The sequence below is a fragment of the Cupriavidus sp. GW823-FHT07A04 genome (assembly GCF_058794615.1).
The window spans coordinates 1-13,129 of the sequence record NZ_JBXAHA010000008.1; the positions used below are offsets into that span (position 1 = coordinate 1).

The following is a 13,129-nucleotide window of genomic DNA, read 5'->3' on the forward strand; positions in this document are numbered from 1 at the left end:
TCCGGGTCGCCTTCTTTGCCTACTTTCTTGGCGAGACAAGAAAGTAGGTCGCCGCCCCGCAGGGGTGGTGAAACTGCCTTTGACTTTAAGCCCTTGACGTTGACCTTGCAGTCAAGCAACGGAATCCCCCACACCCCACAAACAAAAAAAGCCCACGTTTTCACGTGGGCCTCCATTCTATGCCACCTGCCGGCCTTGGACCTGCCGGCGAGGCACTCCCTGCACTCAGGAAGTTTGTTGGATCCCTGCCAGCAGCCAGCCGCCGGGGCCGCTTACCGGCTTGGCCAGGTTCCAGACTTCGGCGAAGGACTGCGCGGGATCGCCGGCCTTTTCGCGGATCATGCCGGAGAAGCGCACGCTGGCCAGATGCTGGGCCGGGCTGTCTTCGATGCCGAGCAGTTCGGCTTCCAGCGTGACCACGTCGGTCTTGTTGACCTCGGCGCCGCGTTCGGACAGGTCCATCTTGATCTCGGCGAACATTTCCGGCGTGGTGAACTCGCGGATGTCCTCGAGATTGCCGGCGTCCCAGGCTGCCTGCAGGCGGACGTAGTAGATCTTGGCATTGCGCAGGAAGGCTTGGGTGTCGAAGTCGGCCGGCACGCCCCAGGGCTGGGCCGCGCCTGCGGCTGCACCAACGGCGGCGCCAGCCATCACCGGTGCGGCGGACTGCATCGAGGCGACGGAACCGGGCGCAGGCATCACCGGGTTGGGTGCGCCGACCGGCACTTGCTGGCGCAGGACCGGTTCGTTGCTGCCACCAAATCCGTTACCCGAGCCGCTGCCGGCACCGGCTGCCGCACCTGCATAGGCCGGTTGCTGCGGCGCCTTGGCGCCGCCGCGGAACTTGCGGATCAGCCAGATTGCGGCGAATGCCACCAGGGCGATCAGGATCAGGTTGGACAGGAAGCCCATGGCGGCGCCGCCCAGGCCGAAGTGCGACAGCAGCCAGCCAATACCCAGGCCGGCGGCGATGCCGCCGAGCATGCCACCCCAGTTACGCTTGGGCGCCGCAGCAGCAGCAGCAGCGCCGGCGCCTGCTGCTGCGGGCGCGGCTTGCTGGGCCGGTGCCTGCTGCGCGGGCGTCTGGTTCGGCGATTGCTGTGCCGGTGCCTGCTGGCGTTGCGTCACGCCGGACGATTGCTTGCCGATGCTGCGCGACCCGCCGAGGCGTTTGGCATTGGCGTCGAGCGCCATGCCGAGGGCAAGCGTGCCAATCAGCACACCCGCCATGAATTTTGCGCGAAATAGCGACATATCAGTGCTTCCCCTGTTAAGTTCGCTCATTTTTCTTTGAGCCTATATCAGTCTAGTACTTTCGCCCGACGTGGAGTGCCACCACTCCCGCCGTCAGGTTGAAGTATTCGACATTCTCCAGGCCCGCATGTTCCATAAGACGTACAAGTGAAGCCTGGTCTGGATGCATTCTGATCGATTCGGCCAGATAGCGATAGCTATCGGAATCCTGTACCACGCGCTGCCCCAGCCACGGCAGGAACTTCAGCGAATACATGTCGTAGGCCTTTTCCAGCGGCTTCCACACCTTGGAGAACTCCAGCACCATGACTTTGCCGCCCGGCTTGATCACCCGGCGCATCTCGGACAATGCCACCTCCTTGTGCGTCATGTTGCGCAGCCCGAAGGACACGGTGACCAGGTCGAAGTGGTTGTCCGGGAACGGAATCCGCTCGGCATCACAGAGACAGGTGGGGACGACGATGCCTTTATTCAACAAGCGGTCCCGTCCAACCCGGAGCATCGACTCATTGATATCGGTCAGCCAGACCTCGCCGGTGGGCCCGGCCTGGCGTGCGAAGGCCTTGGCCAGGTCGCCGGTGCCGCCGGCGATGTCGAGCACCTTGAAGCCAGGCCGCACGCCGGCCTGCGCGATGGTGAACATCTTCCACAGCCGGTGCATGCCGCCGGACATCAGGTCGTTCATGACGTCGTACTTATTGGCCACCGAATGGAAGACTTCGGCTACCTTGCCGGCCTTCTCTTCTTCCTTGACCTTCTCGAACCCGAAGTGGGTCTCGCTCATAACTCGCTCCAGAACTCAGTAATGGCCCGCGGGGGCACGCAATCTCAATGGCTGCCGCAGGCATGGCCGCCGGGGGCCACCATGGGGGCGTCGCGATCGACGCCGGCCGCGTCCAGCCGCTCCAGGTAGGACTGCCAGATGGCGTCCTGCTGGGCGCCCAGGCGGTAAAGCAGTTCCCAGGAATAGATGCCGGTATCGTGGCCGTCGGAAAAACGGATCAGGATGGCGTAGTTGCCGACCGGCTCCACCGCGGCGATGGTGACGTCGCGCTTGCCGGTCTGCAGCACTTCCTGGCCCGGACCGTGGCCCTGCACTTCGGCCGAGGGTGAGTTCACCCTCAGGTATTCGAACGGCAGCCGGAAGCTGGAACCGTTGTCAAAACCCACCTCCAGCACGCGCGACTGGGTGTGCACGGTAAGGGCGGTGGGATGGGGAGTATCTTTTTCAAGGCCTGCCATGATGGGTGGCGCGCGGCTGTGGGCGAGCCGCAGGTTGCGGCCACACCGGCCTTTACGCTTCGTGTACGACCCGATAGCTTACCGCAGCCGCCTCGCCTTGCCCATTGTGCTCCGCCTCCCAGTGCGCTCCGTCGGCCGCGACATAGCGCAGGCGCTTGCCATGGAAGGCGGCAACCGTGCTGCGGTGGGCGATGCTGATGATCGCCGCGCCGGGCAGGGAGTCCACCATCAGGCGGTACATCGCGCTTTCCGTTTCCTCGTCGAGCGCGCTGGTGGCCTCGTCCAGGAACAGGTAATCGGGCTTTTGCAGCAGGGCGCGCGCAAAGGCCAGGCGTTGCTGCTCGCCCGGCGACAGCCGCAGCGACCAGTTATCGAACACGTCGAGCTGCTCGGCCAGGGCGCCGAGCCGGGCTTCGCGCAGCACCTTCTGCAAGGCTTCACGGCTATGCACGGTGCCGGCGTCGGGATAAGCCAGCGCATCAGCCAGCGAGCCGATCGGCAGGTAGCTGCGTTGTGGCAGGAAAAGCAAGCTGGCCGCACGCGGCATGGCTACCTTGCCGCTGCCATAGGGCCAGATGCCGGCCAGCGCGCGGAACAACACGCTCTTGCCGCAGCCAGAGGGACCACTGACCAGCCAACGTTCGCCGGCGCCGATCTCCAGCGAGAACGGCGCCACCAGCGGCCGCTGCTGGATTTCGCCGCCATTGCCGGTGCGCACCGGCAGCGCCAGCGCGAGGGTGTCGATGCGGATGCCGTCGGTATCGGCCTGGTCCACCTCGATATCGCGCACACCGGTGTGCTCCTCGTCCTGCCGCTCGGCTACCCGGATGGCGTCGCGGAAGTCGATCAGCCGGTTGGCCGCGGCCTTCCAGCCGACCAGCGTCGCGTAGTTATCGACGAACCAGGACAGGGCGCCCTGCACCGACCCGAATGCGGAACTCACCTGCATCAACCCGCCAAGCGTCAACTTGCCGGCGAAGTAGCGTGGAGCGGCCACGATCAGCGGAAAGATGATGGCGAACTGGGCATAGCCGGAATTGACGAAGGTCAGGCGCCGCGTATAACGCATCAACTGGTTCCAGTTGGCGCGAATGCGGTCGAAGCGCGAGCGTAGGCCGGCCTTCTCGGTCGGTTCCCCCCGGTACAGCGCCACGGGCTCGCTGTTCTCGCGCAAGCGCACCAGCGTGAAGCGGAAATCCGCCTCGTACTGCTCCTGCTGGTAGCTCAGGCCAATCAGCGGCCGTCCCACCAGGTGGGCGATCAGCGAACCGATCACCGCGTAGCCGATGGCGAACCACACCATATAGCCGGGAATGATGATCTCATTGCCGCCGAGCATGAAGCTGATCGGCCCTGACACCGCCCACAGGATGCCGACGAAGGACAGCAGCGTTACCACTGAGTTGAGCAGCCCGAGCGACAGCGTCAGGGCGCCGTCGGTAAACGAGCGCAGGTCGTCAGCCAGCCGCTGGTCGGGGTTGTCGGTGGTATGGGTCTGCTCGATGCGGTAGTACGCCTGGTGACTGAGCCAGTGGTCCATGAAGCGCCCCGTCATCCACGTACGCCAGCGCATTTGCAGCATCATGGTGTAGTACTGGCGCGAGATGGCCGCCACGATGAAGAAGCCGGCAATCCACGAGAAACGGATCAGCAACGCCTTGAAGGAGGCGTAGTCGTGCTGCTCCAGCGCGTTGTAGAACACGCGGGTCCAGTCATTGAGCAGCACGTTGATATAAACGATGCCGAGATTGAGCGCGACCACGAAGGCCAGCAGCCCGAGGCCGGCCTTGCGGTCCTCGGATTTCCAGTAAGGCTTGATCAGGTCCCACGTCTCAGCCACCCGCAGGCGGCTCTGGATCTTGAGGGCACGGGCCGGCACGGCCGGGCCTGGAACAGTAACGGAAGTCGGTGTGGACATGGCACCTTTCGCGCAAGCGGGCCATGGCAGATCCACCGGCCCCGCTCTTGTGGGAATGAAGACAACGGGTGTTAGAAGACGGCGCTGCCCGGCTGGTTCCGGAAATTCAAAAAAACCGACAGCAATGCCAGCACGGCACGGGCACGGCTACGCCAGGCGTCAGCCTGCTTCGTCCAGTTTCGCCAGGGCCGCACGCAACGCCGGCAGGCGCTGCGCAAGGCCGGCCAGGCGCTCAGCATCAGGCTCGCGCTGCACAGCCGCCCAGACGGCTTCGGGAAAATGGGTGTCCCAGCGGTAGCGTGGAATGATATGCCAGTGCAGGTGCGGCACCATATTGCCGAAGGCGGCCAGGTTGACCTTGTCGGGCACCATGGTCTCGCGCACCGCGCGCTCCACCCGCGCCACCAGCCGCATCAGCCAGGCCTGGTCGTCCTCGGGCAGGTCGGTCTGCTCGGCCACGTGGCCATTCCACACCACCCTGCAGAAGCCGGGAAAGCGCTCATGCTCGACCAGGATGACCCGGGCGCGCTCACCACGCCAGACCAGTTCGCCGCCGTCGGTCTCGCACAGCGGGCAGTTGGGGACGAGGTTCATGCGGGCGCTCCCGGGACCCCAAGGGCGTCAGTCCGCTGCCCAGGGTTGGCTCCCCTCTCCCCCGGTTGCTCTCCAGCAAGCGGGAGAGGGGAGCAAATCAGAGGCTTGTCGAAGCGCATCGTGCTCACCGCCCTCGCCTGCCTCATCACACCAGCACCCGCTCGATGCCGCCCGAGTTGGCCTTGGCCACGTAGTCCGGCATCCAGTTCTCGCCCAGCAGGTGCTTGGCCATCTCCACCACGATGTAGTCCGCCGTGACCGTGGCGTCTTCCTTGTAGCGCGACAAACCCTGCAGGCAGGACGGGCAGCTGGTCAGGATCTTGACGTCGCCCACAAAGCCGTCGGTGCGCAGCTTGTCCGCGCCCTTGGTCATTTCCTCTTCCTTACGGAAGCGGATCTGGGTGGAAACGTCGGGGCGCGACACCGCGAGCGTGCCGGACTCGCCGCAGCAACGCTCGTTCTTCTCGATCTTGCCGCCGCCTTCATTGCCGCCCATCAGCTCGTTGACGAGCTTGGTCGGGTCCATGGTCTTGATCGGGGTGTGGCAAGGGTCGTGGTACATATAGCGCGTACCGGTCACGCCCTCCAGCTTGACGCCCTTCTCCAGCAGGTATTCGTGGATGTCGATGATGCGGCAGCCCGGGAAGATCTTGTCGAATTCATACCCGGCAAGCTGGTCGTAGCAGGTCCCGCAGCTCACCACCACGGTCTTGATATCGAGGTAGTTGAGCGTGTTGGCGACCCGGTGGAACAACACCCGGTTGTCGGTAACCATCTTCTCGGCCTTGTCGAACTGGCCGTTGCCGCGTTGCGGATAGCCGCAGCACAGGTAGCCCGGCGGCAGCACGGTCTGCACGCCCACATGCCACAGCATGGCTTGCGTGGCGAGGCCCACCTGCGAGAACAGCCGCTCCGAGCCGCAGCCCGGGAAGTAGAACACCGCCTCGGTCTCGGGCGAAGTCCGCTTCGGGTCGCGGATGATCGGCACGATCTCGTTGTCTTCGATGTCTAGCAGCGCGCGCGCGGTCTTCTTGGGCAGGTTGCCCGGCATCTTCTTGTTGATGAAGTGGATCACCTGCTCTTGCACCGGCGCGCGGCCCACCGTGGCGGGCGGATGCGCGGTCTGCTTCCTGGCGAACTTCTTGAGTACGTCGTTGCCCAGGCGCTGCGCCTTGTAGCCCCAGTCGATCATGACCTTGCGGGTCATGTTGATGGTCTGCGGGTTGGTGGCGTTGAGGAAGAACATCGACGCGGCAGTGCCGGGATTGAACTTCTTCTGCCCCATCTTGCGCAGCAGGTTGCGCATGTTCATCGACACGTCGCCGAAGTCGATCTTGACCGGGCACGGCGTCACGCACTTGTGGCAGACCGTGCAATGGTCGGCCACGTCGGAGAACTCGTCCCAGTGCTTGATCGAGATGCCGCGGCGGGTCTGCTCCTCGTACAGGAAGGCCTCCACCAGCAGCGAGGTCGCCAGGATCTTGTTGCGCGGGCTGTACAGCAGGTTGGCGCGCGGCACGTGGGTGGCGCACACCGGCTTGCACTTGCCGCAGCGCAGGCAGTCCTTGACGCTGTCGGCAATGGCACCGATATCGCTCTGCTGCATGATGATGGACTCATGCCCCATCAGCCCGAACGACGGCGTATAGGCATTGCGCAGGTCAGCGCCGGGCAACAGCTTGCCCTTGTTGAAGCGGCCCTGCGGATCCACGCGCTGCTTGTACTCGCGGAATTCGCCGATCTCGTCCTCGGTCAGGAACTCCAGCTTGGTGATGCCGATGCCGTGCTCGCCGGAAATCACGCCGTCCAGCGAGCGCGCCAGCGCCATGATGCGGGCCACCGCGCGGTGGGCGTCCTGCAGCATGTCGTAGTCGTCGGAGTTGACCGGAATATTGGTGTGCACGTTGCCGTCGCCGGCGTGCATGTGCAGCGCCACGAAGACGCGGCCGCGCAGCACCTGCTTGTGGATCTTCTGCGCTTCGTCGAGGATGGGCTTGAACTCGCCGCCGTTGAAGATATTGCGCAGCTCGGCGCGCACTTCGCTCTTCCAGGACACGCGGATGGTGCGGTCCTGCAGCAGGTGGAACACGGTGGCATCCGGCTGCTGCTCGAGGCGCGCCTCGAAAGCCTGGCCGAGCAGGCCCAGGCCGTGGCCGATCAGCGACGCGCGCGCGGTGGCCAGCGGCGTATCCAGGTGGTCCTGCAGGTAGGTCCAGCGCGAGCGGATCTCGCGCAGCAGCTGCAGCGCGTGCTGCACGCGGTCTTCCAGCAGCTCGGCGCTGGGGATCTCGTTAGCGTCGTCGCTGCGGCCCAGCGGCAGGTTGCCGCGCGCGAAGAAGGCTTCCAGCGCATCGGTCAGCTGGAGCTTGTTCTTGATCGACAGCTCGATATTGATGCGCTCGATGCCGTCGGTATACTCGCCCATGCGCGGCAGCGGGATCACCACGTCTTCATTGATCTTGAAGGCGTTGGTGTGCTTGGCGATGGCGGCGGTGCGCGAGCGGTCCAGCCAGAACTTCTTGCGGGCTTCCGGGCTGACCGCGACGAAGCCTTCGCCGCTCTTGCCGTTGGCCATGCGGATGACTTCCGAGGTGGCGCGGGCGACCGCGTCCTGGTCGTCGCCGACGATGTCGCCGATCAGCACCATCTTCGGGAAGGCGTTGCGCTTGCTCTTGGTGGCGTATCCCACCGCACGCAGGTAGCGCTCGTCCAGGTGCTCCAGGCCGGCCAGGATGGCGCCGCCAGGGGTGCGCGATTCGGCGTCGAGGTAATCCTTGATTTCCACGATGCTCGGAATGGCGTCGCGCGCCTGGCCGAAAAACTCCAGGCAGACGGTGCGCACATGCGCCGGCATGCGGTGCAGGATCCAGCGCGCGCTGGTGATGATGCCGTCGCAGCCTTCCTTCTGGATGCCGGGCAGACCCGCCAGGAACTTGTCGGTGACGTCCTTGCCCAGGCCTTCCTTGCGGAACTTGCGCCCTTCGATGGCCAGGGTTTCCGTACGCAGCGGCTTTTCGCCGGGCGCGCGGTTGCCGTCCGACCACTTGAGCTCGAAGGTGGCGACCGCCACGTCATGGATCTTGCCCAGGTTGTGGTCCAGGCGCGTGACTTCCAGCCAGTTGCCTTCCGGATCCACCATGCGCCACCAGGCCAGGTTATCCAGCGCGGTGCCCCACAGCACGGCCTTCTTGCCGCCGGCGTTCATGGCCACGTTGCCACCGATGCAGGAGGCATCGATCGAGGTCGGGTCGACCGCGAACACCAGCCCGGCCTTGTCCGCCGCATCCGCCACGCGGCGCGTCACCACGCCAGCGCCGGAGAAAATGGTGCCGACCTTGTGCGACACGCCCGGCAGGTCGGTCTGCTCGACCGGCCCGAGTTGTTCCAGCTTCTCGGTGTTGATGACCGCGCTCATCGGCGTCAGCGGCACGGCGCCGCCGGTATAGCCGGTGCCGCCTCCGCGCGGGATGATGGTCAGGCCCAGCTCGAAGCAGCCCTTGACCATGCCGGCGATCTCTTCCTCGGTGTCCGGGGTGAGGACCACGAAGGGATATTCCACGCGCCAGTCGGTCGCGTCGGTCACATGCGAGACGCGGGACAGGCCGTCGAACTTGATGTTGTCCTTCTGCGTGATGCGGCCCAGCACGCGCTGGGTGCGCTTGCGCAGGTCATAGGCGTTGGCGAACTCCTGCTTGAAGTCCTCGATGGCCTGCTTGGCAAAGCTGACCAGCTGCTCGACCCGGTGGGAGCGGTCCTCGGCGGCCGGCTCGGCGTGCTCGGCACGGTCGGCGGCACGGCGTTTTTCCACCTCGGAGAGCCGGTGGTGCAGTGCCGTAACCAGCATCTGGCGACGCTTGGGGTTCTCCAGCAGGTCATCCTGCAGGTAGGGATTGCGGCGCACCACCCAGATATCGCCCAGCACTTCGTACAGCATGCGGGCGGAGCGGCCGGTGCGGCGTTCGCCGCGCAGCTCGGCCAGGATACGCCAGGCTTCTTCGCCTAGCAGCCGGATGACAATCTCGCGATCCGAGAATGACGTGTAGTTATAAGGGATCTCTCGCAGGCGCGCAGGCGCATCCTGCGCGGCGAGTTTGGCATCGAGCACGAGTGGGGCGTTCATGGGGAGGGGACCGCTTCCTGTAGCGCACGGGGACGGTGCGCCGGATCGTCTTTAAAGGGCAATTGTACTTCAAGGCCTGCTTTCGCCGCACCGCAACATGGCAGAACCTTGCTTGGGCAAGGGTTGCCTTACCCTTGCCGTGCCGTGAGAGGCGCTAGCTAGAACAGGCTTTTGAGGCTGGCTGCGATGCCGTGCCAGAAACTATCCGGGATCCAGAGCAGGGCAATCGTCATGGCAAGGTAGCGCAGAAACTTGCCAATCGCCATGTAAACCAGGCTCGGCCAGAATGACAACCGGAGCCAGCCGGCTAAAGTGCACAAAGGATCACCAATTCCGGGGAGCCACGATACCAGCAGGGTCGGCGGCCCCAGCCGGCGCATCCACCGGAAGTAGCGCGCATCCAGCGACGGCTTGCGCGGCTGGCGGGGATGGCGGCGGTGTTCGGCGTGCTCCTCCTCGTGCACGCGCTGCTGGCGCCGCTTGCGCAAGCGCACCACGGCCAGCTTGGCCGCGTAGCCAAGCCACCAGTCGATGGCGCCGCCCGCGGTATTGCCGAGCGTGGCGACGACGATGGCCGGCCAGAACAGATGCGGATTGAGCTTGATATACGCGAAGACCGCCGGCTCCGAGCCCAGGGGCAGCAAGGTGGCCGACACCAGGCTGACCACGAAGATAGCCGGCAAGCCCACCTTGGGCAGGGCAACGGTTTCGAACAGCCAGTCGATAAAGCCTTCCATATTGAGAGATCTGGTGCCGGAGCGAGGTGAATGCGGTGTGGCGGCCGGACGGCGGGCCATTCTAGCAGCGCCATCCTGCACGCCCGCGCCCGACGCCGTCCGCACCCTCTGGCAGCGCCAGGTGGCGAAGGGGCAACCCGCATGGCATGCGCCGGAGATTTGTGATTAACTGTTAGAGCATGTCGTGGCCAAACGTTCGTGGCACGGCATTGCCAGGCCATTGTCAGGCATTGACGGGCAGCACCGCAGCACCGCAGTACCAACATCACGAAATAGCCGTACCCAACAAACGGCAGTAACGCGTCGTGGCCAGTCCCGCGCAGTTTTTTCGGGATTCAGGGATTGGTCGTGCACGTGTCCACCCACATGGAGACAAGCATGGCGATTCCTATCCGCCTGACCGTCAACGGCCGCGCCGTCGACGCGCAGGTAGAACCCCACACCCTTCTCGTCCAGTTCCTGCGCGAACAACTCCGCCTGACCGGCACCCATGTCGGCTGCGACACCGCCCAGTGCGGCGCCTGCACCGTGCACATGGACGGCCGCGCGGTCAAGTCGTGCAACATGCTGGCGCTGCAGGTGGATGGCGCCAGCATTACCACCATCGAAGGGCTCGCCCCGGAGGGCCAGCTCCACCCCATGCAGGAAGCCTTCCGCAACTGCCACGGCCTGCAGTGCGGCTTCTGCACGCCCGGCATGGTGATGAGCGCCATCGCCCTGGTCACGCAGCAGCCCAATGCCGACGCCGCCGCCATCCGCGAGCAGCTCGACGGCAACCTGTGCCGCTGTACCGGCTACCACAACATCGTGCGCGCGGTGCAAGACGGCCAGTCCGCGATGCATGGCGTCAGCGCTGAATAAGGGGACCGCCATGAACGCACCTGACAACCAGCACAACCAACACCTGATCGGCGCCTCGGTCAAGCGCAAGGAAGACTACCGCTTTCTCACCGGCAACGGCCAATACACCGACGACATCGTGCTGCCGCAGCAAAGCTACGGCTACTTCCTGCGCTCGCCGCACGCGCACGCCCGCATCGTCTCCATCGACAAGACCGAAGCACTCGCCTCGCCCGGCGTGGTCGCCATCTTCACCGGCGACGACGTGGCGGCCGACAAGGTCGGCGGCCTGCCCTGCGGCTGGCTGATCCACAGCATCGACGGCAGCCCGATGAAGGAGCCGCCGCACCCCGTGCTGGCGCAGGGCAAGGCCCGCCACGTGGGCGACCAGGTCGCGCTGGTCATCGCCGAAACGCTGCAGCAAGCCAAGGACGCCGCCGAGAAGATCGACGTGCAATACGATGAGCTGCCCGCCGTGGTGAACACCGCCCACGCTGCCTCGGCCACCTCGCTGGTGCATGACGACGTGCCCGAGAACACCAGCTATGTCTGGGGCCACGGCGACCGCGCCGCCACCGACGCCGCCTTTGCCAAGGCCGCCCACGTGACCACGCTGGAGATCATCAACAACCGGCTGATCCCCAATGCCATCGAGCCGCGCGCCGTCAATGCCAGCTACACCCGGCAGGACGACAGCTACACGGTCTATGTATCGAACCAGAACCCCCACGTGGAGCGCCTGCTGATGGGCGCCTTCGTGCTTGGCCTGCCGGAGTCGCGCCTGCGCATCATCGCGCCGGATGTGGGCGGCGGCTTCGGCTCCAAGATCTTCCTGTACGCGGAAGACGTAGCGTTGACCTGGGCGTCGAAGAAGATCAAGCGCCCGATCAAGTGGACCGCCGAACGCTCGGAGTCCTTCCTGACCGATGCGCACGGCCGCGACCACGTCACCAAGGCCGAGCTGGCGATGGACGCCGACGGCAAGTTCCTGGCCATGCGGGTGCACACCACCGCCAATATGGGCGCCTACCTGTCGACCTTCGCGTCCAGCGTGCCGACCATCCTGTACGCCACGCTGCTCGCCGGGCAGTACACCACGCCGGCGATCTATGCCGAAGTGCGCGCTGTGTTCACCAACACCGCGCCGGTGGATGCTTACCGCGGCGCGGGCCGCCCGGAAGCCACCTATGTGGTGGAACGGCTGGTGGAAGCCGCGGCGCGCGAAATGAAGATGGACCCGGCGGAAATCCGCCGCAAGAACTTCATCCACGACTTCCCCTACGCCACCCCGGTCGGCCTGACTTACGACACCGGCGACTACGAACCGTGCCTGGCACGCGCGCAGGAACTCGCTGACGTCAAAGGCTTTCCCGCGCGTCGTGAAGAAGCGAAGCAGCGCGGCAAGCTGCGCGGCCTGGGCTACTCCTGCTACATCGAGGCATGCGGGCTGGCGCCGTCGAATATCGCCGGCGCGCTGGGCGCGCGCGCGGGACTGTTCGAAGTCGGCGAGATCCGTGTCCACCCGACCGGCACCGTGACCGTCTTCACCGGCTCGCACAGCCATGGCCAGGGGCATGAAACCACCTTCGCGCAGATCGTGGCGGACCGGCTCGGCATTGCACTGGATGCCGTGGAAGTGGTGCACGGCGACACCGGCCGCGTGCCGTTCGGCATGGGCACCTATGGCTCGCGCTCGCTGTCGGTAGGCGGCTCGGCCATCATGAAGGCGCTCGACAAGATCGAAGCCAAGGCCAAGAAGATCGCGGCCCACTTGCTGGAGGCCTCGGACGCCGACATCGAGTTCAAGAACGGCACGTTCAGCGTGGCCGGCACAGACCGCAGCAAGACCTTCGGCGAGGTGGCGCTCACCGCCTACGTGCCGCACAACTACCCGCTCGACAAGCTGGAGCCGGGCCTGAACGAAAACGCCTTCTACGACCCGACCAACTTCACCTATCCGTCGGGCGCCTACATCTGCGAGGTGGAAGTCGATCCGGACACCGGCGAGAGCAAGGTGATCAAGTTCACCGCGGTGGACGATTTCGGCAACATCATCAACCCGATGATCGTCGAAGGCCAGGTACACGGCGGCATCGGCCAGGGCCTCGGCCAAGCCATGCTGGAGCAGTGCGTGTACGACGACGACAGTGGGCAGTTGCTGACCGGCTCCTACATGGACTACGCCATGGCGCGCGCCAGCGACCTGCCGGACTTCACGGTTGAGACCGCCAAGGGCACGCCCTGCACGCACAACCCGCTTGGGGTGAAGGGCTGCGGCGAAGCCGGCGCGATCGGCTCGCCGCCGGCCTTCATCAATGCGCTGGTGGATGCGCTCTCGCCGCTTGGCGTGCACGACATCCAGATGCCCGCCACGCCGCATCGCGTGTGGCAGGCCATCCGCCACGCGCAGGCCCCTAACTGAGA

General features: G+C 65.2%; 9 protein-coding genes. 2 read left to right on the forward strand and 7 right to left on the reverse strand.

The features are described from left to right. Positions 1 to 225: 225 nt before the first annotated feature. The 7 genes from AC1Q7Q_RS15015 to AC1Q7Q_RS15045 form a co-directional block, all read right to left on the reverse strand. On the reverse strand, positions 226 to 1,254 hold the full coding sequence (locus AC1Q7Q_RS15015) for a Tim44 domain-containing protein (RefSeq protein WP_492376397.1): 1,029 nt from the start codon (positions 1,252 to 1,254) through the stop codon (positions 226 to 228). Between the two features lie 52 nt (positions 1,255 to 1,306). Then, positions 1,307 to 2,038 (reverse strand): bifunctional demethylmenaquinone methyltransferase/2-methoxy-6-polyprenyl-1,4-benzoquinol methylase UbiE, encoded by a 732-nt coding sequence (gene ubiE, locus AC1Q7Q_RS15020; RefSeq protein WP_492376396.1) that lies wholly within the window; start codon positions 2,036 to 2,038, stop codon positions 1,307 to 1,309. Between the two features lie 44 nt (positions 2,039 to 2,082). Then, a complete protein-coding gene (locus tag AC1Q7Q_RS15025; protein WP_492376395.1) occupies positions 2,083 to 2,496 on the reverse strand; it encodes a gamma-butyrobetaine hydroxylase family protein in 414 nt (137 codons plus the stop codon). 52 nt (positions 2,497 to 2,548) lie between these two features. Then, positions 2,549 to 4,414: an ABC transporter ATP-binding protein/permease gene (locus AC1Q7Q_RS15030; RefSeq protein WP_492376394.1), complete on the reverse strand. Its 1,866-nt coding sequence runs from the start codon at positions 4,412 to 4,414 to the stop codon at positions 2,549 to 2,551. A gap of 159 nt (positions 4,415 to 4,573) precedes the next feature. After that, a complete protein-coding gene (locus tag AC1Q7Q_RS15035) occupies positions 4,574 to 5,008 on the reverse strand; it encodes an HIT family protein (RefSeq protein ID WP_183032725.1) in 435 nt (144 codons plus the stop codon). Between the two features lie 145 nt (positions 5,009 to 5,153). Continuing rightward, positions 5,154 to 9,128: a DUF3683 domain-containing protein gene (locus tag AC1Q7Q_RS15040; RefSeq protein WP_492376393.1), complete on the reverse strand. Its 3,975-nt coding sequence runs from the start codon at positions 9,126 to 9,128 to the stop codon at positions 5,154 to 5,156. A 158-nt stretch (positions 9,129 to 9,286) separates the two neighbouring features. Further along, positions 9,287 to 9,865, reverse strand: a complete 579-nt coding sequence (locus AC1Q7Q_RS15045) for a YqaA family protein (RefSeq protein ID WP_492376392.1) — start codon at positions 9,863 to 9,865, stop codon at positions 9,287 to 9,289. 378 nt (positions 9,866 to 10,243) lie between these two features. Between AC1Q7Q_RS15045 and AC1Q7Q_RS15050 the strand changes: the two genes are divergently transcribed. Both AC1Q7Q_RS15050 and AC1Q7Q_RS15055 read left to right on the forward strand, forming a co-directional pair. Further along, entirely contained in the window at positions 10,244 to 10,726 is a 483-nt protein-coding gene (locus AC1Q7Q_RS15050; protein WP_492376391.1) for a (2Fe-2S)-binding protein, read from the forward strand. A gap of 10 nt (positions 10,727 to 10,736) precedes the next feature. Beyond that, positions 10,737 to 13,127: a xanthine dehydrogenase family protein molybdopterin-binding subunit gene (locus AC1Q7Q_RS15055; protein ID WP_492376390.1), complete on the forward strand. Its 2,391-nt coding sequence runs from the start codon at positions 10,737 to 10,739 to the stop codon at positions 13,125 to 13,127. Positions 13,128 to 13,129 lie beyond the last annotated feature (2 nt).